22 protein-coding genes are annotated in these 19,959 nt (G+C 59.5%); 18 read left to right on the top strand and 4 right to left on the bottom strand.

Going from position 1 to position 19,959, the window contains the following annotated elements; translation table 11 throughout:
- Positions 1-23 precede the first annotated feature (23 nt).
- Positions 24-548, bottom strand: coding sequence for a metallophosphoesterase family protein (locus D460_RS0125205; protein ID WP_018901377.1), 525 nt, complete (start codon positions 546-548; stop codon positions 24-26).
- A gap of 159 nt (positions 549-707) precedes the next feature.
- Here D460_RS0125205 and D460_RS0125200 point away from each other — a divergent pair, with 159 nt between their 5' ends.
- From D460_RS0125200 to D460_RS33770, 9 genes are all read left to right on the top strand, one after another.
- The gene (locus D460_RS0125200) at positions 708-1,424 is read left to right on the top strand and encodes a YafY family protein (protein ID WP_026283523.1); all 717 of its coding nucleotides are present in this window, start codon (positions 708-710) and stop codon (positions 1,422-1,424) included.
- A 46-nt stretch (positions 1,425-1,470) separates the two neighbouring features.
- The gene (locus D460_RS0125195; RefSeq protein ID WP_018901375.1) at positions 1,471-1,839 is read left to right on the top strand and encodes a DUF1330 domain-containing protein; all 369 of its coding nucleotides are present in this window, start codon (positions 1,471-1,473) and stop codon (positions 1,837-1,839) included.
- Positions 1,840-2,283: 444 nt separating this feature from the next.
- Positions 2,284-2,880, top strand: a complete 597-nt coding sequence (locus tag D460_RS0125190; protein ID WP_018901374.1) for a dienelactone hydrolase family protein — start codon at positions 2,284-2,286, stop codon at positions 2,878-2,880.
- Between the two features lie 35 nt (positions 2,881-2,915).
- Positions 2,916-3,821: a hypothetical protein gene (locus D460_RS0125185; RefSeq protein WP_018901373.1), complete on the top strand. Its 906-nt coding sequence runs from the start codon at positions 2,916-2,918 to the stop codon at positions 3,819-3,821.
- A 148-nt stretch (positions 3,822-3,969) separates the two neighbouring features.
- The gene (locus tag D460_RS0125180; RefSeq protein ID WP_018901372.1) at positions 3,970-4,503 is read left to right on the top strand and encodes a TetR/AcrR family transcriptional regulator; all 534 of its coding nucleotides are present in this window, start codon (positions 3,970-3,972) and stop codon (positions 4,501-4,503) included.
- A gap of 77 nt (positions 4,504-4,580) precedes the next feature.
- Positions 4,581-6,032 (top strand): MFS transporter, encoded by a 1,452-nt coding sequence (locus D460_RS0125175; RefSeq protein ID WP_018901371.1) that lies wholly within the window; start codon positions 4,581-4,583, stop codon positions 6,030-6,032.
- A 118-nt stretch (positions 6,033-6,150) separates the two neighbouring features.
- Positions 6,151-6,828 carry an SDR family oxidoreductase gene (locus D460_RS0125170; protein ID WP_018901370.1) on the top strand — a complete coding sequence of 226 codons (678 nt, stop codon included), beginning with the start codon at positions 6,151-6,153 and terminating at the stop codon, positions 6,826-6,828.
- 356 nt (positions 6,829-7,184) lie between these two features.
- Positions 7,185-8,990 carry an amidohydrolase gene (locus tag D460_RS0125165; RefSeq protein WP_018901369.1) on the top strand — a complete coding sequence of 602 codons (1,806 nt, stop codon included), beginning with the start codon at positions 7,185-7,187 and terminating at the stop codon, positions 8,988-8,990.
- Between the two features lie 123 nt (positions 8,991-9,113).
- The gene (locus tag D460_RS33770) at positions 9,114-9,554 is read left to right on the top strand and encodes an SgcJ/EcaC family oxidoreductase (protein ID WP_018901368.1); all 441 of its coding nucleotides are present in this window, start codon (positions 9,114-9,116) and stop codon (positions 9,552-9,554) included.
- Positions 9,555-9,621: 67 nt separating this feature from the next.
- Here the strand turns inward: D460_RS33770 and D460_RS33765 are convergent, their stop codons facing one another.
- Together D460_RS33765 and D460_RS0125150 are read right to left on the bottom strand one after the other, a co-directional pair.
- Entirely contained in the window at positions 9,622-10,530 is a 909-nt protein-coding gene (locus tag D460_RS33765) for a LysR family transcriptional regulator (RefSeq protein WP_018901367.1), read from the bottom strand.
- A 127-nt stretch (positions 10,531-10,657) separates the two neighbouring features.
- The gene (locus D460_RS0125150) at positions 10,658-11,398 is read right to left on the bottom strand and encodes an SDR family oxidoreductase (RefSeq protein WP_018901366.1); all 741 of its coding nucleotides are present in this window, start codon (positions 11,396-11,398) and stop codon (positions 10,658-10,660) included.
- Positions 11,399-11,661: 263 nt separating this feature from the next.
- On the opposite strand from D460_RS0125150, the gene D460_RS0125145 reads away from it, so the two are divergent.
- Together D460_RS0125145 and D460_RS0125140 are read left to right on the top strand one after the other, a co-directional pair.
- Positions 11,662-12,618, top strand: coding sequence for a zinc-binding alcohol dehydrogenase family protein (locus tag D460_RS0125145; protein ID WP_018901365.1), 957 nt, complete (start codon positions 11,662-11,664; stop codon positions 12,616-12,618).
- Between the two features lie 18 nt (positions 12,619-12,636).
- Complete coding sequence (locus tag D460_RS0125140) at positions 12,637-13,557, top strand: alpha/beta hydrolase (protein WP_018901364.1); 921 nt, start codon at positions 12,637-12,639, stop codon at positions 13,555-13,557.
- A 14-nt stretch (positions 13,558-13,571) separates the two neighbouring features.
- Here D460_RS0125140 and D460_RS0125135 read toward each other — a convergent pair whose 3' ends face one another.
- Positions 13,572-14,447 (bottom strand): LysR family transcriptional regulator, encoded by an 876-nt coding sequence (locus tag D460_RS0125135; RefSeq protein ID WP_018901363.1) that lies wholly within the window; start codon positions 14,445-14,447, stop codon positions 13,572-13,574.
- Positions 14,448-14,587: 140 nt separating this feature from the next.
- On the opposite strand from D460_RS0125135, the gene D460_RS0125130 reads away from it, so the two are divergent.
- The 7 genes from D460_RS0125130 (at position 14,588) to D460_RS0125100 (ending at position 19,767) form a co-directional block, all read left to right on the top strand.
- Positions 14,588-15,247, top strand: a complete 660-nt coding sequence (locus D460_RS0125130; protein ID WP_018901362.1) for a hydrolase — start codon at positions 14,588-14,590, stop codon at positions 15,245-15,247.
- Between the two features lie 88 nt (positions 15,248-15,335).
- Positions 15,336-16,271, top strand: coding sequence for a pirin family protein (locus D460_RS0125125; protein WP_018901361.1), 936 nt, complete (start codon positions 15,336-15,338; stop codon positions 16,269-16,271).
- A 77-nt stretch (positions 16,272-16,348) separates the two neighbouring features.
- Entirely contained in the window at positions 16,349-16,912 is a 564-nt protein-coding gene (locus D460_RS0125120; protein ID WP_018901360.1) for a hypothetical protein, read from the top strand.
- 29 nt (positions 16,913-16,941) lie between these two features.
- On the top strand, positions 16,942-17,283 hold the full coding sequence (locus tag D460_RS36885; RefSeq protein ID WP_018901359.1) for a hypothetical protein: 342 nt from the start codon (positions 16,942-16,944) through the stop codon (positions 17,281-17,283).
- Between the two features lie 226 nt (positions 17,284-17,509).
- A complete protein-coding gene (locus D460_RS0125110) occupies positions 17,510-17,890 on the top strand; it encodes a sulfocyanin-like copper-binding protein (protein ID WP_245267803.1) in 381 nt (126 codons plus the stop codon).
- Between the two features lie 444 nt (positions 17,891-18,334).
- The gene (locus tag D460_RS0125105) at positions 18,335-19,423 is read left to right on the top strand and encodes an IS5 family transposase (RefSeq protein ID WP_018901357.1); all 1,089 of its coding nucleotides are present in this window, start codon (positions 18,335-18,337) and stop codon (positions 19,421-19,423) included.
- Positions 19,423-19,767, top strand: coding sequence for a hypothetical protein (locus tag D460_RS0125100; protein ID WP_018901356.1), 345 nt, complete (start codon positions 19,423-19,425; stop codon positions 19,765-19,767). Before D460_RS0125105 ends, D460_RS0125100 begins: the two co-directional genes overlap by 1 nt.
- Positions 19,768-19,959 lie beyond the last annotated feature (192 nt).

The following is a 19,959-nucleotide window of genomic DNA, read 5'->3' as shown; positions in this document are numbered from 1 at the left end:
TCAGGCGCCTTTCGCGGTCTTCGCTATGCTTCAGAGATTATCTCCGTGCTGGCGCCGACTTCCTTTCGATGAACGATTTCGTCGAGCGAAACGGGCCGGAGTTCCTGTGCATCGACGCCGACATCGAACTGCCGGGGGAGTGGCTTCAGGCGGCCATGGGAGTGGCCATGCAGATTGATCGACTTCTTGCCCATCTGGTTCCAGGTCCTGAACGCGTAGTGGCACAAAATGAGGTGATATCCGTCTTCTCGAAGCTCGACATAGTGATGAACGCTATCCCATCCCTTCGAAGCGGTCGTTGCTTGCGTGTCGTTGTTGCCGACGATCAGGTGCTTGCGCCCGTTCAGCTGTGCCAGCAGCTCAGTACAGTCGCCGGCCCTTGCCGACATCACGTCGCCGAGATGCCAGACTTCGTCAACCCGGCCCACTGTTTCGTTCCAGTTTCGGATCAGCGCAGCGTCATGTTCGGCCATGCTGGAAAAAGGTCGCCGATCGAGGCTGAGAACGCGCCGATCGCCGAAATGTGTGTCGCCAGTAAAGTAGATCATCGGCGATATCTGGGGCTCCTTGCTCCAACGTCCACCCGTGAGGAACGCGCATTGAGACGCTGAGCGAGAAGGCGCGGAAGTTTCGATAGACAGGCGCTCTTGGACACTGCCCACAGGCGCACTAGATACCGCCGACCGAAAGACGGGACCACGAACTGAATGTCGAGAACCAGCCGCCTCCTTGAAATGCTTGGCATGCTTCGAGCAAGACGAACGCCGGTTACCGCGTTGCAGCTGTCGCAGGAACTGGGTGTCTCCGAAAGAAGCGTTTATCGAGACATCGAGACGCTTCGCATGCTCGGAGCGCCGCTTGACGGGCAGGCGGGGGTCGGTTTTGTGCTGCGCGACGGCTTCTTCCTGCCGAACTTCGCATTTTCGGCCGAAGAAGTGGAGGCTGTCATTCTCGGCCTGACCTGGGTGAAGCAGAGGGCCGATCCGGCTCTGTCTCACAGCAGCGACAGCGCTTTAGCCAAAATACTGTCGAGCCGGACCGACCGGCTGCACGACGAGAATGCGCCGGCACTCGTGTCGGCGGCGTCCTTGTCACAGCGTTCCGATCCGCCGCAGGTCGGAGCCCTTCGCGATGCGATCCGTCGTCTAAGGAAAGTCAGGATGGCATATGAGGACGCTGTGGGCGCTGCGTCCGAACGCACCGTCTGGCCGATCACGATCGTCTATTTCGACGATGTTCGCGTCCTTGCTGCGTGGTGCGAAAGCAAGTCGGCGTTCCGTCACTTCCGCGTCGACCGTGTACGGTCCGCGTCTGTCCTCGACGAGCGGTATCCAGAGCGCCGGTCCCTGCTTATGCGGCGTTGGCGCGAGCAGGATCGGGACTGGCGTTCCTTCCTGACAGTTTCTGACGGAGCGCCGGGCTAAACTTTCTGAAGGCGTCGCAAGGACGCCAATATGAAAGGAGAGCTTAATGGTCGCGTTTTCACCCGATGTTTTTGCCAGGTTCATGGCTGAAGAGGACGACGCTCCCGTCGTGATGTTGAACCTTTTAAGGTTCGTCCCCGAGGGCGGGCGAGAACGACATCTGGAATACCTGAAGATGGCGGAACCTATTCTTGTCCGCTTCGGCGCACGGATCCTATTTCGTGGCGACGGCCTCGACGTCCTTACCACCGGGCAGGTGGAAGGGTGGGACGCGGTGCTGCTCGTACAGTATCCGCGGCGGACGGCAATCCGTGAGATGGTGGAAGACGCCGAGTACAAGAAGGCGTTTGAAGTGGGAAAGTCGGCGCTTGCAGATATCATCCTGCAGCCTTTGCAGATCGCGAAAGGACTTTGATTGCAGCACGACCGGCTGGCGCGCGTTGATGACGCGGCAGCCGCCCCCCCCCGGTGGATAGCTTCATGTCGATTGCCCGATGTTGGGCATAATCTTTCGGTCGTTTACGCGCACTCTATCAACGATCCGGTCGCCGGGACCGGTTGCCAGCCGAAGCGTCGACACAGAACCGCATTTGGTCTATTTGTTGAGCGGCTCGGTCATCGCTGGTGGTATGAGCCGCGTGACCACTTTCAGCGTCCGGTGCGCTATCGTACAGCTCCCCGAACTCCTTGTGCGGCTAGACCAGCCACCCCATATATTGCCTGCCACCCCACCATCGCGTGAGCATGCGCAGCGGCATCCGCCGGCTTCTGCGTGAGGGCTTGCGCGCGGGGTGAGACGGCCGCTCCCTTCCTCAAAGGTCGAGCGCCGTCTGGCCAATTTGAAACCTTCAGGATCATCATGTCATCTCACGACCACCTCGTCATCTTCCTGCATGGCATCGGCGCGTCGGGCGCCCAGCTCATGCCGCTTGCCTCGTCCTGGCGCGCCGGGTTACCCAACACCCGGTTCACCGCCCCGGACGCTCCCATGAACCACCGGTACGGGCATCAATGGTTTTCGACAGAAGGAAACCCACTTGATCCGGCAAACGTCTTGGCCGCTCGCAGAGCATTCGACGAACTGATGGACGACGTCCTTCGACGCGAAGGTTTTGCAGACACGCACGACAGGATTGCCTTCGTCGGCGTCTCGCAGGGCGCGATCGTTGCCCTCGACGCCGTGGCTTCCGGCCGCTGGAAGGTCGGCGCGCTCGTGTCCTTCGCGGGGCTCCTCCCGCCGCAGCCCATCTCGTCATCAAGCAAGGGGACGCCGGTCCTCCTCGTGCATGGTCAGGCCGACACGACGATCCCCGCCGCCGCCTCGACGCTGGCCGCAGCAACGCTCCGGGCGGCTGGTTTTACCGTTAAGCTCGATGTCGAGCCGGGCGTCGGACATACGATTTCGAGCGCCGGTGCTGCCAAAGCGTTGTCCTTCCTCAAAACGTCTCTCCTATAGGCGAAACCACACGACCTCCCGACCGTTTTCCTGCCATGACCGATGATCGCAACGAAGACAAGCAGGCAGTCGACCCGCCCCAAGAGACGGTCTCGTTCGCCTTCGACCGGATGACTGTGGCGCGGATACGGCAAGTGTTTCCCAATGCGCGATGGTCAGACACGCTCCAGGCCTGGACGGTTCCCGGCAAGACGGCGCGCAAACGCATCGACCGTTGGCTCGCCTGCGAGGCGGACCGCAGGACACCCTACGAGGAGGACCGCGGCCGCGACGCCTACCAGTTCGAGCCCATCCTCAGCCCCTATCTGCAGGTCTACGACCGTGGCTTGCGCATCAATACGCCGTTCTCTCGGACGGTCGTCGACGAGCTGCGGCAGATACCCTTTTCCCGGTGGAACGGCGCCGACAAGGTCTGGGAGATCCCGTACGCCTCCTATGACGATCTCCAGCGCCACTGGAGCGCCATCGAGGAGGCGGCGAAGCGGGCGGAGCCGGACGAGCGGCGCAAGCGCGCAGAGGCGCGCAAGGGCACCGACGAAGAAGCAAAGGCCAAGCGCAGGATCTCCGAGCGTCGGAAGAAACGGCTGCCCGTGCCGAGCGACGATCTTCCACCACTCGATCGGCCTGTGGCGACAACCGCATTCGGTATCGTCGTCATCACCGAGATCACCGGCGAACTCGTCGTCGCGAATGCGATCGCCGAACACCATCCGGATGCCGATGGCGAGCATGTCTGGGCCGGTTGGCGGGCCGCGACACTCGAGGAGCTCGTCCACACGTGGCCGGCCCCAAAAGATCGGGGCGAGTATGGGAGGCTGCGAGGATGGTGGCAGCCGACACTCGAGGAGCTGAGAGCCGCCAGACGCGCCGCAAAGGGACGCGAAAGGCGCAGACAACGCTCAGCAGACAATGAGACCAAGAGTTCATCAAGTCTGAAGTAACCGTTGCCTGGTGTCTCAGAAATGTGAGATTTCGCTTGCATTAGGAACCATATGGTTCCATATTAACTCTATGGCAAAGCGTACTGAGACATCACCATCAGTTGGACGGCCACGCGAATTTGAACTCGATGACGCTGTTCGCAAGGCGATGAGCGTTTTCTGGGACCGTGGATACCACGATGCATCGCTTCCCGACCTGCTCGAAGGCATGGAGCTGTCGCGAGGGAGCTTCTACAAGGCTTTCGTAGACAAGCGAGGCGTCTATCTCCGCGCGCTTGATGTCTATATAGGAGACGCCATTCGCAAGACGGGCGAAATCCTGCATGCCAACCCATCGCCCAAATCTGCAATCAAGGAAGCCTTTTCGCGTCACATTGAAGAGTCCTCTGGCACGGAAGGACTGCGTGGATGTTTTGTCGTGTTGTCGGCTGTCGAAATGCTTCCTGCGGACGACCACGTCTCCCAACGTATCGCTCGCCTGTTTCGACGTCTGCAGGATCTTTATGCGGCCGCGATTATTCGAGCTCAAGCCCTGGGCGAGATCGATCCTGCGGCAGACGAGCGAACACTCGCGAAATTCCTCGTATGCCAGATCCAGGGAATGAGAGTGCTCGGGAAGGCAGGAGCTGATCGCGACGCCACCAAGGCAATGGTCGACTTCGCCCTGAAATCGCTTGACTGAGCTTAATTAGGAACCAAAAGGTTCCTAAATTATTATCGGCTGATCGCTCGGTTCTGCCGATCGACATGGAGAGACATATGGACTTTGTCCCCACCCTTGAACAAACCCCTGATCCGCGCAGATGGATCGCGCTGGCTATCCTGTTGACAGGCGCATTCCTCCCACCACTTGATTTCTTCATCGTCAACGTGGCACTTCCTTCCATACGCGAGGACTTCCATGCCTCCGCCTCAACGATGCAACTGATCATCTCCGGCTACGCCACCACCTACGCGGTCATGCTCATCACCGGTGGGAGGCTTGGAGACCTATACGGTCGACGAAATGTCTTCCTTGCTGGGATGATGGGGTTTGCCGCCGCCTCCGCCCTTTGCGGCTTCGCCTGGTCTCCATTGGTTCTGGTCGTCGGCCGGGTACTTCAGGGCCTCGCCGCCGCGATCATGGCGCCGCAGGCTCTGGCGTCGATAAACGCCATCTTTCCCGATGGGGAAAAATCGAAGGCGCTGAGCTTTTACGCCCTCACATTCGGGGTGGCGTCGATGGCCGGGCTGTTCCTGGGCGGAGCGCTGATCGCGCTCAATGTCCTTGGTCTCGGGTGGAGAGCCATATTTCTTATAAATCTCCCAGTGATCGCCGTAGCCGCACCATTCGCGATGGTGATCCTGCGCGAAACACGCTCAGACCATCCTAGCAGGCTGGATCTGGGGGGCGCCGCGCTGATCGCCGTTGCGCTTTTTGCGCTGATAGCGCCGCTCATCGAGGGGCGCGAGCAAGGGTGGCCGATCTGGTCACTTTTAATGCTTGCCGCATCACTGCCACTTCTCCTCCTGTTCTGGAAACATGAGCAGAAACTGGAGGCGGCCGGAAGAGACCCGATCCTGGCACCGCGCCTCTTGCGGGCGCCCGGATTGAAGCGTGGCCTGCTCGCTGCCTTGTTCTTTTACGCCTTTGCAGCATTCTGGCTGACGTTTTCGGTCTTTCAGCAAGCAGGCCTCGGCCGCACACCTTTTGAAGCCGGACTAGCAGTGCTTCCCGCAGCCGTCGGCTTCGTCCTCGGCCCCTTCGCAAGCGGACACATATTCCGGGTTTTTGGCAGATACTCCACTGCCGCGGGAATGTCCCTTGAAGCGGCAGGTCTATTCGGGACGGCGGCTTTGATCTCACTCGAGGCGTCGACGCTCCTGCCAATCGCATTGTTCTTCGTCGGCGCAGGGCAGGGCATCGCGTTGCCGAATCTTGTTCGTACAGTCGTGCAGCGCGTCGACCCGACGCAATCTGGTTTGGCCTCCGGGCTGGTGAATTCGATGCTACAGATCGGTGGAGCCTTGGCGACAGCTCTGATCGCTGGATTGTTCTTCTCGATCCTGGGTGCGTCCACCGACGCGACATCCATCGGCCACGCCTACTCCATCTCAGCGATAGCCATTGCTATCTGTCTACTTGTCGCAGCATGGCTTTCCGTCATCCACCCAATGAACGACGACGCTCGCCGCCCGAGCGATACACGCCTCGCGGGCAAGACATCGTGAGAGATACCCTGAAGGTCCAGCACAGATTGAGGGACACAACAATGCACAAGATAGATAACACTCCACTCGCCGGTAGCGAGCGCTCGTAACCGGGGCCGCCCGTGGGATCGGTGCTGCCGTGGCGCTGAAACTTGCCGAAGATGGCGCCGACGTCGCGATAACTTACGAGACGTCAGCCGAAAAGGCCAATGCCGTTGTCGCTAAGATCCGCGCGGTGGGCCGCAAGGCTATTGCCATTCAAGCAGACGCCGCGCTCGCCAAATCTGCGACGGCCGCCGTCAAGCAGGCAGCCGAAGAACTTGGCGGGCTCGACATCCTGGTCAACAATGCCGGCGTCCTGTTTGCAGGCGATTTCTCGACGCAGCCACTGCAAGAGATCGACGCGCAACTGAACGTCAATCTTCGTGGCGTCCTCCTGACCACACAGGCGGCGCTCAGATACATCCCAAACGGCGGGCGCATCATCAGCACCGGAAGCAATGCAGGATTGGCGGTTCCCTTTGCCGGCATCGCGGTCTACGCGGCGACGAAGTCAGCACTCGAAAGCTTCACGCGTGGTCTTGCACGTGAGCTCGGGCCTCGGGAGATTACTGTCAATCTGGTTCGCCCTGGCCCGATCGACACCGACATGAACCCTGCCGATGGCGCTCTCGCCCCCGCTATCCTGCCGAGCTTGTCGATCGGACGCTACGGCCGACCTAGGGAAGTGGCCGAGCCGGTCGCCTTTCTCGCTGGACCCGGTGCAAGCTACATAACCGGATCGGGCATCCTGGTCGACGGCGGCATAAGCGCCTAGTGCGACTTTGGCAGCGCTACCGCCAGACGCCGACGTGCAAAAGTCGTCGTCAACGAACGAGACAACTGCAGGGCTGATGGATGATGAAGCGGCGGTACCGCTTCGTCAAAGAGCAATCAGAGAGGACCATCCACATCGATGGCATATGTCAGCGGTGGCCGTGTTCGCTGGAGCGGTCACTTTCAGCGTTGCTAGGGAGGCAACGACTGCCAAGCAGAAACGCTCGAAATGCCGCTGCGTTGCGTTTCCCGCAACGCCGTGTGTCGTGGTCGACATCTTCTTTGTCGTAGAGGGGTGTGACAGGTTCCGCGAGAAAGACCTGCGACAGGACGGGTCCCAACCTCGCGGAACAGCATATGATAAAGAAGCTACTCATCGCATCCTTTGCGATCGCGACCATCTCCGTTTGTCGGGCAGAGACGAACCAGGGTTCTCCAGGGGCCGATCTCATCGTTTTCAACGCAAAGATATTCACTGGAAACGTCGGGCAGCCGGAAGCCTCGGCGCTCGCTGTGACGAAGGGACGGATCTATTCGGTCGGGTCTAATGCAGACATTCTGAGCCTCAAAAACGCCGGTACGAAAGTCATCGACGCGGGTAACCGGCGCCTCATCCCCGGCATCATCGACGCCCATACCCATGTGCTTAACGATAGCGGTTTCAACTTCAACATCCGGTGGGATGGCGTGCCGACGCTCGCCAGGGCGCTCGCGATGTTGAGTGAGCAAGCCTCGCGTACGCCTGACGGACAGTGGGTCAAGGTAATAGGAGGCTGGTCACCCTACCAGTTCACGGAAAACCGCCTTCCTACAATGGAAGAACTTGAACGGGCCGTGCCCGAAAAGCCGTTGATCGTTCAGTATGCTTACAATCAGGCCTTCTTGAACAAGCGGGCGATGGAAAAGCTCGGCGTCGGGACCGATCGGTTTCCAAAATTGGCCGACACCCAATTCGAACGGGATGGCTCCGGCAGATATACAGGCGTCGTTTTTGGCAACACGTGGACGTTCGTTGCTCTCGAGACCATGGTGCCGCAACTCTCCTTCGACGAAGAAGTAAGCTCGTTGACGTCGAGCATCAACGGGTTGAACCGCTTCGGTGTGACCTCGATCATCGATGCTGGCAGCAGGTGGGGATATCCGAAAGCGCAGGCAATGGTCGACGTTCTCTCGCGCGAGAAGCGATTGAATGTGCGCATGCCTTTCATCGTTTTGCAGCTGGGTAGTGGTTCCGGCGTCAGCATGACGGACTTGCAGCTTGAGGCAATCACCAAGACAGCGCCGATCAGTCCAGGGCAGAATCTGGATCCGTCGCTCGCCCACGGCCACGAGTATCGCGGCGCAGGCGAGGTCCTCGAGGCCGAAGTGCACGATCATGAGAACTTCGAGCGTCCGGCCATGATCATTCCGCCGGAGCAAATGCATCGGCTTGTGGACCACGAAATCAGGAAGCTCGTCCAAAGGCGAATGCCGTTCAGAGAGCATATCAGCTACGACGAGAACATCACTCCGTTCCTCGACGCACTGGAAGCGCTCAATCGGGAGGTTCCCTTCAATGGTTTGCGGTGGAGCCTCGAGCATGCCGAGACGGTCAGTCCGGAAAATATCGAACGGGTGAAAAAGCTCGGCGGAGGGATCGCGCTGGATCACAAGATGGCGCTTCATGGCGACGCTTTCATCAAGAGCCATGGACGAGATCAGGCCCTGCGGACGCCGCGCCTGCGCCAGCTTGTCGATAGCGGCATTCCGCTTGCAATGAGCACCGATGCATTTCGCGCCGCCACGTTCAATCCTTGGATCGGTGTGAGCTGGATGGTCACCGGGCGGTCGGTGTCTGGATCCGAAGTGCTTGCTCCGGAAAACAGGCTCACCCGCGAGGAAGCACTGATACTCTTCACCAAGGGGGGCGCCTGGTTCATGAACACGGAATCGGAGATGGGATTGATTGCGCCCGGCAATCTCGCTGATTTCGCCATACTGGACCGGGATTACTTCTCGGTTGCGGACGATCAGATCAAATTGGTCTCTTCAGTGCTGACCGTCATGGACGGCAGGGTCGTCTTCGGTGCGCAGGACTACGCCGCCCTTTCGCCGACCCTCCCAGCAATTTTGCCTGCCTGGTCGCCGGTCAAGTATTTCGGAACGTACTTTGGCGAGAAATGAGAGCTCGGATCCTCCAAGAATTCCTCACCCGGCGGCTGCCGCGCAGGTCATCTACGTCGCATGTTACGAGAACGCTTCCGCCCTGGCATTGCGACACATCCTCAACCCACGGAGAAAGACGATATGAAACCCTCACTCAGGCCTTCCGATGAAGACGAAGCCGCCACCTCGGCGCGGCAGCAAATAGAAAATGCGCTCGCGCAATACGAAGCCGCCTTGAATGCCTCGGACACGACCGCTGTCGCCAAAATGTTTGTCGCCGACGGCGTGTTCATGGCACCGAACAATCCGTCCGTCATAGGCACAGATGCGATCCAAAGGGCGTATGACGGAATATTCGAGACAATAAGCTTTGGTACGGAATTGACCGTGGCAGAGGTCGTGCAGACGGCATCAAACTGGGCGTTCGCGCGTACCAACTCGAAGGGCTTTGTCACCCTCAAAGCTCTCGAACAACGCGTGCCAGACGCAAATCACGAGCTGTTCATATTCCAGATGGATGCAAACGATCAGTGGAAAATAGCTCGCTACTCCTTTGCGACAACGAATCCGTTGCCGCGCTGATTTAGAGTTACGCAGTCGACGGCGCCCGAAGTGGCGCCAGCGGCCCTTCCTTGATGTGAGAGCGACATCAGATACTGCCGCTCTCGTCCCAAGGATGCCTGTCGTCGCACGGGCGACCGACATAGTCGATGAGCATCTGTGTGAGGATCTTCACTTTTTCCGTCGGGTAGGGATTGGGCGCCCGCACGACAAAAATCCCTGCCGGGGGCACGGGGTATCGGTTCATGACAGCGATCAGCGCCCCTGAAGCGATGTGATCTGCAACAAGTGGTTCCGGAAGATAAGCGAGCCCCACCCCCTCCAGGGCGGCTGCGACAAGTGACAGCGCATTGTCGGCGATGAAGCGTCCATTGGGGCGCACGGCAATGACATCTTCCCCATCCATGAATTTCCAAATCTCTGCCTCTCGCATGGCAACCCGATGGGTCACGATCTCCTGAGGCGTCTTTGGGACACCCTCAGCATCAATGTAGCTCGGGCTGGCTACAAGCTTGCCAACCATGGGTCCGATGCGCTTCGCAACGAGATTGGAATCTGGAAGATGTCCCACCCGGATTGCACAGTCGAAGCCTTCTCCTACGAGGTCTACGAAGCGATCAGTATATGATGAAATCACCATGAGCTTCGGATATCGTCGCGCCAGGGCGGCCAGAACCGGAGCGAAATGTGTAGGTCCAAACGATAGCGGAACGGCAATTCTCATTCGCCCCTGCAAATCGCCTGCCGGCGAAACCGCTTCCCGAGCCATGTCCACTTCGGCGCAGATGCGGGCGGCATACCCTCTAAACGTCGATCCGGTTTCGGTGACGATCATGCCGCGTGTTGTCCTTGCAAGCAGTTGCGCGCCCAGATCCGCTTCCAACTGGGTAATCCGTCGACTGATTATCGTTTTCGAGATGCCAAGACGGAGCGCCGCCGCCGAGACCCCACCCGCCTCAGCAACGTCCAGGAAAATCCTCAGATCTTCTATTTCCAAGGTGGATCCTTTCTTGACAGGAGACGGCGCAGGTTCGGGCTTTGTCGGATGCGCTCCTTGGCCCTTTGAGCAATGCGACACAGGACGGCCCGTCGTCCACCAGGGCCGTCCTTGAAATGAAGATGGCTCAGGCGATCGCGCCGCCATCCGCGGTAAGCGTTGCGCCCGTGATGACGCTTGCAGCCGAGCTTGCCAGGAACACCACGGCATTCGCGATCTCCTTCGGCTCGCCAAAGCGCCCGAGCGACGTCAGGCTTCGCTGAAAATCTGCTGCCCCGCCGTCGGCCGGGTTGGCATCCGTGTCCGTCGCACCAGGCTGCACGAGGTTCACGGTTATGCCGCTTGGTCCAAGTTCGCGAGACAGGCCGCGCGTGAAGGACGTCAGGGCTGCCTTCGACATTGCGTACGGCGTGAGCCCCGGGAAGGGCACCCGCTCACCGAGCGCGGAGCCAATCGTGACGATACGGCCGCCGTCGCGCAGATGCGGGATGACTGCTTTCGCAAAGAGCACCGGCGCACGCACGTTGACGTCCATCAAGGTTTGATAATCGTCGAGGTCCAGATCGGCGATGTTTCCTGAATGGCCGATCGCTGCGCTATTGACAAGGATGTCAAGCCCGCCCAACGCAGCCACGGCCGCTTCGACAGCCCGCGCGATCGCCTGCGGATCGGCGCTGTCGGCCTGGATGGCGACGGCTCGACGGCCGCGGCTTTCGACGGACCGGGCAACCGCCGCAGCCTTCTCGTTAGAATTTTGATAGGTGAACGCCACATCGGCACCATTTTGCGCAAGTGCTTCGACAATGGCCGCTCCGATGCCGCGCGAGCCGCCAGTTACCAAGGCGCGCTTTCCACTCAAATCGATCATAGGATTGGGTTCCTTTCTTCGTAGTCGTGAATTCGGGAGGGCCTCATCCTTGCGTTTGCTCCCGACGGATGTCGCCCATGTCGTGGATCTGTCGTTGCGATTGAAGTGGCGATGAATGCGACAGCCTGTTGCGCGGTGGGGAACGGCGCGCTCCATCCCGCTTGTTGCAAGTCGCGCAACACATCGTTGCCGATCGCAAACCCTTTCTCGGGATCACATAAAACCTACATGCCCCTACAAATTGCTCGAAACATGGAGTGAAGATGAAGGCCGCCGTCTACGACAATCCAGGACCACCGTCTGTCCTCAAATACGTCGATGTGGCTGATCCGGTCTGCGGGGCGGACGACATCCTCATAAGGGTGGAAGCAATCTCCATAGAAGGCGGAGATCTGATCAATCGCAGATCGACATCCCAGGTACCTCGGTGGGTGGTCGGATATGCAGCTGCCGGCACGGTCGTGAGTGTCGGCAAGGACGTGACCAACCGTGCCGTCGGCGACAAGGTCGCGGCTTTCAGCATGCAGGGATCGCACGCTGAGCTCTGGGCTGTCGCTGCTTCGCGAACATGGCTTGTTCCCGCAGGGCTGGAGATCGCAAAGGCGGCCGGCCTACCCATCTCATTCGGCTCGGCCTATCACAGCGTGATCACCCGAGGCGGTATCGGCAAGGGCGAAACCGTCCTCATCCACGCCGCGGCCGGAGGCGTAGGGCTCGCGGCAGTACAGCTTGCCAATAAGGCAGGAGCGACGGTCATCGCCGTCTTAAGTGGGCGCGAAAGGCAGGCGCGTCTGAGCGAACTCGGCGCCACCTTCGTTGTGGACCGAATGCAGCACGACGTCGCACGCGAAGCACGCCGCCTGACCAATGGGAGAGGCGTTGATCTGGTCATCGACCCGGTCGGCTCCACATTGCAGGCTTCACTTTCTGCGCTCGCACCGGAAGGGCGTCTGGTCTTCCTTGGCAACGCCGGCGGCGGAAAGCTTAATGTCGATTTGTGGCAACCAATGCAGAACAATCAGACGCTCCACGGCGTGTTCATGGGATCCATCTTCGAACGGCCATCTGTGCATGCAACCGTTGACGATCTCCTTGCCGCCGCCGCAGCCGGCAGGATCGAGTTGGTTATCGACCGATCCTTTATGCTCGAAGACGCCGCGCGGGCGCATCTCTATGCCGAGAGCGCCAAGCCGCTCGGGCGGGTCATCATGGTGCCATGAAATCGGAAGGTCCAACACATGCTGAAACGGGTTTCGTTCAAGAACAGAGGTATCGAAGTCGTCGGGAACATTCACCTGCCACCGAATTTTGACGAGGGTCGCGCGTATCCCGCGATCGTTCTTTCGACGCCCGGTAGCAGCGTCAAGGAGCAGATCGGCGCTATCTACGCCGAAAAGCTCTCAGGCCTGGGGTTCGTAGCGCTTGCCTTTGACCCGTCTTTCCAAGGCGAGAGCGGCGGCGAACCGCGTGATCTTGAAGATCCAGCCGCACGGGTCGAGGACATCCGTTGCGCGGTCGATCACCTGACGACGCTCGCCTATGTTGACGAGGATCGGATCGGACTTCTGGGGATCTGTGCGGGCGGTGGCTACGCGATAAAGGCAGCCCAGATCGAGCCGCGCGTCAAGGCAGTGGGCACCGTCGTTGCCAACGACATTGGCGAAGCGATGCGGCGGCTGCTTCCCGACTACCGTCAGACCCTCCGGGACGTCGCAGCCGAGCGAACCGCGCAGGCCCGCGGTGCCCCACCACGCAGAGATCCCTGGATTCCTGACAGCCTCGCGCAGGCCAAGTCCGCTGGGATCACCGATGCCGAATTGCTGGAAGCGGTCACGTTCTACCGGGAATCGCAGTATCGGCATCCGAATTCGACGAACCGCCTGCTATTCATTAGCTATGGCGGTTTGCTTGGTTTCGACGCATTCAGCCTTGTGCCGGACTTACTCACCCAGCCGCTGCAGGTCGTCGTTGGTGGACGCCGCGGGCCGACCGGTCAATACGAAACGGGCAGGCGGTTGTTCGACCTGTCTCCGTCGAAGGTGAAGCACTTCCTCGAAGTCGAAGGTGCGGGACATTACGACTTGTACTACAAGCCGGAATATGTAGATCCGGCAGTCGCACGGTTGGCCAATTTCTATTCAGAGCATCTGGCATCCTAGGATTTGAAGGCTTGCTAGGAGGCGCCGGAATCGAAACACTCGATCAACATCTCGGTCAGCACGCGGACCTTCTTGGCAGGATGCTGTCCAGGAGGCCTGACCACGAAGATGCCAGCGGTGGGAGGCGGATGGTTGGGCATCACTTCCACGAGTGTCCCGGAGGCGATGTGCTGGTCCGTCAGACCATTTGGAAGTCTCGCAATGCCTAGCCCTTCCAGGGCGGCAGCAAGCAATGCAACTGCGTTGTCGGCCTTGAAGCGGCCTTGCGGGCGCATGTTGACCACCTCATCGCCATCTGTGACCGGCCACACTTCCGTTCCCACCATGAGCGCTTCATGCTTGAGAAGTTCGTCCGGCCTTTCGGGCGAGCCGTTACGGGTAACGTAGTCGGGGCTGGCGACGAACTTCGCATAAAGCGGTCCAACGCGCCTCGCAACGAGATTGGAATCTGGCAGGTAGCCGATCCTGATCGCACAGTCGAACCCCTCGCTGATGAGATCGACGAAGCGGTCGGTGTAGCACGACGTGACCTGGAGTTGCGGATGTCGGCGCGCCATCTGAGACAAGACAGGGGCGAGGTGGGTCGGCCCGAACGACAAGGGAGCAGCGACCCTGATGCGCCCGCGAAGCTCGCCAGCAGGCAAGACGGTCTCGCGAGCCGCGTCAATGTCAGACGATATCCTCGCCGCGTAATCGCGAAACGTCTCGCCTTCTTCCGTCAATGCGATGCCGCGCGTCGTTCGTGAAACGAGCTGTACCCCAAGATCCGCCTCGAGACGCGCGATGCGCCGGCTGACCATGGACTTGGAGACGCCAAGCCGTTGCGCGGCAGGCGTGACGCCTCCAGCATCCGCGACTTCCACGAAGGTTCTGAGATCGTCAATGTCCATCCAGCGTTCCCCCTTCTGCAACACAGCTCGCGTTTTTAAGGGCTACCGCATCAGGGGGAGCGATGACAAGGTTTTCGTGGAGCGCTCGGTTGTGGGCGTTCAAACCCATATCGCCGAACTTTTAGCAACAAGGATGCTCCATGACCTTTCGTAACGGCCTCGCCTCGCTTCTGCGCCCCGAAGATTCCGTGCTCGTCCTCATTGACCACCAGCCGTATCAGCTTGCGAACGTCAACAGCCACGAGCCGACGATGGTGGTCAACAACACGGTCGGCCTGGCGAAGGCGGCAAAGGCCTTCAACGTTCCTACTATCCTGACGACCGTGATCGCGGAACGCGGCGGCAACCTGTTCCCGCAGATCGCCGACGTCTTCCCCGGCCAGGAAATCATCGACCGGACGCTCATCAACACCTGGCAGGACCCCAAGGTCGTCGACGTCGTGAAGGCGACGGGCCGCAAGCAATTGATCATCGCCGGCCTCTGGACTGAGGTGTGTGTCGCTATGCCGGCAATACAGGCCGCTGGCGAAGGCTGGGATGTAACCGTTATCACGGACGCCTCGGGAGCGGTTTCGCACGAAGCGCATCAGCTTGCAATCCAGCGAATGATTGCAGCCGGTGTCAACATGATGACGTGGCTGGCACTCGCAGCCGAGTGGCAGCGCGACTGGGCCCGTGCCGAACAGGCTGCGAAGATCACCGACGTCATCGTCCAGCATTCTGGTGGTAGCGGCATTGCCTATCTGTGGGAGCAGCAGCTGCTGAACACTCCCGCGCCCAAGGCTGGTGCTGGAGCCTAAGCACGTTTAAAAAGAGGAGTTGGTGCGACACGCGTCACCGCTCCCCGCCGTGAAGGGATGGTCATCGGCCGAAGAAAAGGAGTTTGATATGAGCTGGAATCCCGCGATCGAACCAGGATGCCCCGATGAGGTCGGCGTGGAGGCGATCGAGACCTTGATCGTTCCTCGCGCCCGCGACCTAGGCGGCTTCGAAGTCCGACGGGCATTGCCTGCGCCGAACCGACAGATGGTCGGCCCGTTCATATTCTTCGACCAGGCCGGTCCCGCCGAACTCCTAACAGGGCAGGGAGTCGACGTTCGACCCCATCCGCATATCGGTCTCGGCACAGTGACCTACCTATACCAGGGAGACTTCCATCACCGCGACAGCACCGGTGCCGACCAAATCATCAGGCCAGGCGAGTTGAACTGGATGGTCGCAGGCAAAGGCGTGTCGCATTCGGAGCGAACGAGTGTGGCGGCAAGAAGCGGCCCGAACAGCCTGTTCGGAATACAGACGTGGCTTGCTCTTCCTGATAGTCACGAGGATGTGGCGCCTTCCTTCGAGCACCACGGCAGGAACGCGCTTCCAATGATTGAAGACCAGGGCGTCTCGGCGAGGCTCATCCTCGGAAACGCCTACGGTGCGCGCGCTCCCGCCAGGATGTTCTCCGAGACCTTCTATGCCGACGTCAAACTGGATCCACAGGCCCGTCTTCCTATGCCGGACGATCATGAAGACCGCGCCATCTACGTCGTCGAAGGTTCGATCTCGGTCGCCGGCCAGGAATTCGCTAAAATGCAGATGATGGTCTTCCGTCCGGGTGACAGGATAACAGTGGCAGCCGGCGAACGGGGAGCCCGGATCATGATACTCGGAGGCGCTACCTTTTCCGGCTCGAGATACATCTGGTGGAACTTCGTAGCGTCGTCGATGGAACGTATCGAAGAGGCAAAGGAGCAATGGCGGGCCGGTAAGTGGGGCGAGGGCCGCTTTGACCTTCCTGCCGACGACCGCGGTGAATTCATACCCTTGCCCGATTGATGCCTAATGTAACATTTGGATGCGAGAGCCCGGCCTAATGCCGGGTAACAAACGGCGCTAATTCGTGGGAGAGGCTCATGCCGGCAACAATGGACGAAGTGCATCAGGCGGACGAGGCGTTGTTTCGGGCTGTTGATGCCGCGATCGACGCGGCCGTCCTTGCTACCGGCGACAAGCTCCGTTCCCTCGGTGTGCCTGCTTCGCCGCACGACTACTTCAGCGACGCTGCTCTTCGTCACCTCTTCCTTCGGCTGTGCGGCGCTGATCGCCGAACATTCCAGGACGGCGATCCCGAAGTCGCCTGGAAGATCCTCTACGCCGGCAGCAACGTCGCTAGACGGTGGGAGCGGCAGCAACGCCGGACGGCAACTGTTCGAAAGAGGCCGGACGGCCCAGAAGACATCGCGAAGGATCAGAGCGAAGAACAGGAGTTGGCAAGATCGGCGGAATCCTTTGCCCTAAGAGCCGTCCTTCGCACATTGATTGAGCACGCGCGTACCACCGATGCCCAGATCGACGCTCGGCTACGGGCGATGGTTGAAGCCCATGCCGCTGAGCCGACCGAAGGCTCCCAAGCAGAGCGAGTGTTTATAGAAACTGCGCGAAACTACATGTCGACCTTCACCAAGACGCCGGACTAGAGAAGCGCATTTCGCTGAAGGATAATAGCATGAAGAAACGAGGTGCTGTCGGCAGTGCCGCCGACAAGGAAATCGCCGATGTCATCACGGGCGCGGATCAGATGTTGGCCAAAGCCATTTCCGCCGCTCTACGAGAAGTGAGCGATAAAGTTGCCGAGAACATGGCGGCGATCGGACACCAGGCATCAACACCCGCGCTCGAATATTTCGCTGCGGTCGTTCATCAGCGCATGTATTGCCTCATGTGCGGCGCCGATCCGGACACATTGGCGGGAGGCGATCCTGAAATCGCATACCACGTCATTCGCAACAGTCAGAATATAGCGGTGCACCATTGGGGGGCTGAGATCGCGGTCTATCCGGCCAAATAATCGGATATGGATCGCTGAACAAGCGGAGAGGCGCCGAAAGAATTCGACCTATTTGCGAATTCGCTTTTGACTGTCCCTTGTCAGCTTGACTTGAGCGCTAGAGATAGCGCGTACCTTTCAGGTGGGCGTCAGTATCGATCGGTAGCTGCGGGTGGCTGGATCAAAGAGGAGATTCGATCACATGTCTCGACACAAAGGCATTCTTGTAGGGCTTGGATTGCTATGCATGGCAACTCCATCGCTCGCCGCCACCACGGTTCAGGTGACTGAAGGAGGAGAGGGCGGCGGACCGATGACATTGACGGTGGACCAGTCGACCGTGAAGGCTGGGGAAGTGATATTCAAAGTCCACAACGATGCGATGACGGAAGAACATGAAATGGTGCTGGTCAAGCTAAAGGCTGCAGACCAGCAGATCCCAATTATTCAGTCCAAACACCGGGTTGATGAGAAGCAGCTTAAGAGCCTTGGCGAGGTTTCCGACCTCAAGCCGGGAGCGGACGGCACCCTAAAGGCAAAGTTGGCACCAGGATCTTATCTCCTGCTTTGTAATATCAAGGGACACTACGAAGCGGGGATGCATGCCGTGCTGACAGCGGTTAAGTGATACTGCGCCGGCAGCGCCTTGCTGCCGGAACGCACTCTCGGCTGAGGAAAGCAGTCCACAGCACGGGGTGGGCGATGCGTGGTTGAAAACTCTACAACGGACCGACCTCCGCGACGTTGTCGAATCACTGTCGGTTTTGCGGCGTCCAGTGGTCAAAGCACTGCTGTCAGCGAGTCGTTCCAGCTGTTCAGCCCTAAGGCTCCGACACCAATCATGTGGTTCCCCGCTTCGCTCGACAGGCGTGTTCATCGACCTCGACGTGGCGCCACAACTCACGGTCCCGGCTGAGCTGCATCATTAAGAGCAGGAAAAGCTAAAGTAGCGTACCGCGCATTGCCGACAAAAAATGCCATTCTATTGACCCCTAGCAGGCTGTTAAGATAGGCGCTGGCAAATACGCTGTTGTCGTGTTTCACTCGTTTTATGGCGATTTGGAGATGACGGATGCGTGACTGCGATGTGAGGGCAGGCGAACTCTTCAGCTATGTGGATCTGGAGGCTTGTGTTCGAAAGGATCATCCTCTACAGGGCATCCGGCAGATCGTGAACGAGGCGCTCGTTTCCTTGCAACGCGAGTTCGCGGCACTCTATTCTCCGATTGGACGGCCCTTGATCGCGCCTGAGAAGCTTCTGCGGGCAAAGCTTCTGCAAGCCTTCTATTGGATCCGTTCCGAACGGCTTTTGATGGAACGGCTGAAATACGACCTTCTGTTCCGCTGGTTCGTCGAAATTGCTGACGATCCAGCATGGGATCATTCGGTGTTTTCAAAGAACCGCGACCGGTTGCTGGAAGGCGACATCTCCGCGAAGTTCCTGGGCGCGATCCTTTCCCAACCTAAGGTAAAACGGCTACTGTCCACAGACCATTTCTCTGTCGATGGCACGCCGATCGAAGCCTGGGCGTCGATCAAGAGTTTCAGGCCAAGGAATGGCTCAGGCGACCGACCATCCGACGGTGGCGGTCGAATGTGGAAGCAGGCTCATGGCGAAAGGCGTTCCAACGAGACGCATGCTTTAAAGACGGATCCAATTGCAAGGCTTTATAAGAAAGGCAAAGGCACGGAGGCCAAGCTGTGCTTCATGGAGCACGAACTGATGGGAAACCGCCGTTGCCTGGTGGTCGATGCCCATCTGACAGAGGCCAGCGGAAATGCTGAACGGGTAGCGGCGCTGCACATGATCGGGCCCTTCACCGACGGGACACAAGCGATCACGCTGGGTGCCGACAATGCCACCTATGACACAAACGACTTCGTTAAAGATCTACGGTCGATGAAGGTGACACCGCATGTGGCGCAGAACGTCAATGGTCGCCGCTCGGCTACCGAAGGACGCACAACACGCCATCCTGGCGACGGGGTTAGCCGCCGCATTCGCAAGCGCATTGAGGAGGCGTTTGGTTGGATCAAAACCGTCGCGGGACAGGGCAAGACGAAGTTGCGCGGACGCGACCGTGTCGGATGGGCTTTCACATTCGCGGCCGCCGCCTACACTCTTGTGCGGCTGCCGAAGCTCATGACGGAGACAGGCTGATGGCGAGAGTTCCTGCTTTCGCCAAGGCCTTCGCCGGTCGCTGGCGCATCGTCGAGATGGACAACTGGGACAATGACGCTCTCGATCTCGTAGAAGAGGCGCATCTGACATTCCAGGGCACGGCCGCCGGCGAAATCGCGTTCGTTGCTCTCAAGGGCTTTCTCGATGTCCGCTACGGCGCGCGCAGTGTATCAGCCTGTGCGGAGTTCTCGTGGGAAGGACAAGACGGGAATGACCGGGTCTGTGGTCGCGGATGGGCAGCACTTGGCTCTGCTGGACGCCTTGTCGGTCATATCTATATCCACAACGGAGACGATTTCGGCTTCGTGTGCGAACGCGACTGACGTCTTCAACACCCTGCAAGGGCACAGCCGACTGCGCATCAGAAAAGGACGTAATGCGGCACCGGCAAGCACCAACCGATGCCCCGCCAGCCGGAGACGGGTGGTAGTGCGTGGCGAACGATAATGCGCTTCTGTGAAGCCGCCATGCTTTCCGGAGCTCGCTCAAGCCGACGCGTGTCATGCGTCGGTGGG

The sequence above is a fragment of the Rhizobium sp. 2MFCol3.1 genome, assembly GCF_000377565.1.
In the GTDB taxonomy this organism is placed as follows: Bacteria; Pseudomonadota; Alphaproteobacteria; order Rhizobiales; family Rhizobiaceae; genus Rhizobium.
Note: the sequence above shows the minus strand (reverse complement) of the source record. Positions and strands in the feature narration are given on the sequence as shown.

Coding starts and splice junctions, on each gene's coding strand:
- D460_RS36885 (WP_018901359.1), top strand. CDS start 16,942: ATGAAGAAACGAGGTGCTGTCGGCAGTGCCGCCGACAAGGAAATCGCC.
- D460_RS0125100 (WP_018901356.1), top strand. CDS start 19,423: ATGGCGAGAGTTCCTGCTTTCGCCAAGGCCTTCGCCGGTCGCTGGCGC.
- D460_RS0125165 (WP_018901369.1), top strand. CDS start 7,185: ATGATAAAGAAGCTACTCATCGCATCCTTTGCGATCGCGACCATCTCC.
- D460_RS0125110 (WP_245267803.1), top strand. CDS start 17,510: ATGGCAACTCCATCGCTCGCCGCCACCACGGTTCAGGTGACTGAAGGA.
- D460_RS0125120 (WP_018901360.1), top strand. CDS start 16,349: ATGCCGGCAACAATGGACGAAGTGCATCAGGCGGACGAGGCGTTGTTT.
- D460_RS0125150 (WP_018901366.1), bottom strand. CDS start 11,398: ATGATCGATTTGAGTGGAAAGCGCGCCTTGGTAACTGGCGGCTCGCGC.
- D460_RS0125130 (WP_018901362.1), top strand. CDS start 14,588: ATGACCTTTCGTAACGGCCTCGCCTCGCTTCTGCGCCCCGAAGATTCC.
- D460_RS0125145 (WP_018901365.1), top strand. CDS start 11,662: ATGAAGGCCGCCGTCTACGACAATCCAGGACCACCGTCTGTCCTCAAA.
- D460_RS0125175 (WP_018901371.1), top strand. CDS start 4,581: ATGGACTTTGTCCCCACCCTTGAACAAACCCCTGATCCGCGCAGATGG.
- D460_RS0125185 (WP_018901373.1), top strand. CDS start 2,916: ATGACCGATGATCGCAACGAAGACAAGCAGGCAGTCGACCCGCCCCAA.
- D460_RS0125105 (WP_018901357.1), top strand. CDS start 18,335: ATGCGTGACTGCGATGTGAGGGCAGGCGAACTCTTCAGCTATGTGGAT.
- D460_RS0125190 (WP_018901374.1), top strand. CDS start 2,284: ATGTCATCTCACGACCACCTCGTCATCTTCCTGCATGGCATCGGCGCG.
- D460_RS0125180 (WP_018901372.1), top strand. CDS start 3,970: ATGAGCGTTTTCTGGGACCGTGGATACCACGATGCATCGCTTCCCGAC.
- D460_RS0125135 (WP_018901363.1), bottom strand. CDS start 14,447: ATGGACATTGACGATCTCAGAACCTTCGTGGAAGTCGCGGATGCTGGA.
- D460_RS33770 (WP_018901368.1), top strand. CDS start 9,114: ATGAAACCCTCACTCAGGCCTTCCGATGAAGACGAAGCCGCCACCTCG.
- D460_RS0125200 (WP_026283523.1), top strand. CDS start 708: ATGTCGAGAACCAGCCGCCTCCTTGAAATGCTTGGCATGCTTCGAGCA.
- D460_RS0125125 (WP_018901361.1), top strand. CDS start 15,336: ATGAGCTGGAATCCCGCGATCGAACCAGGATGCCCCGATGAGGTCGGC.
- D460_RS0125140 (WP_018901364.1), top strand. CDS start 12,637: ATGCTGAAACGGGTTTCGTTCAAGAACAGAGGTATCGAAGTCGTCGGG.
- D460_RS0125195 (WP_018901375.1), top strand. CDS start 1,471: ATGGTCGCGTTTTCACCCGATGTTTTTGCCAGGTTCATGGCTGAAGAG.
- D460_RS0125205 (WP_018901377.1), bottom strand. CDS start 548: ATGATCTACTTTACTGGCGACACACATTTCGGCGATCGGCGCGTTCTC.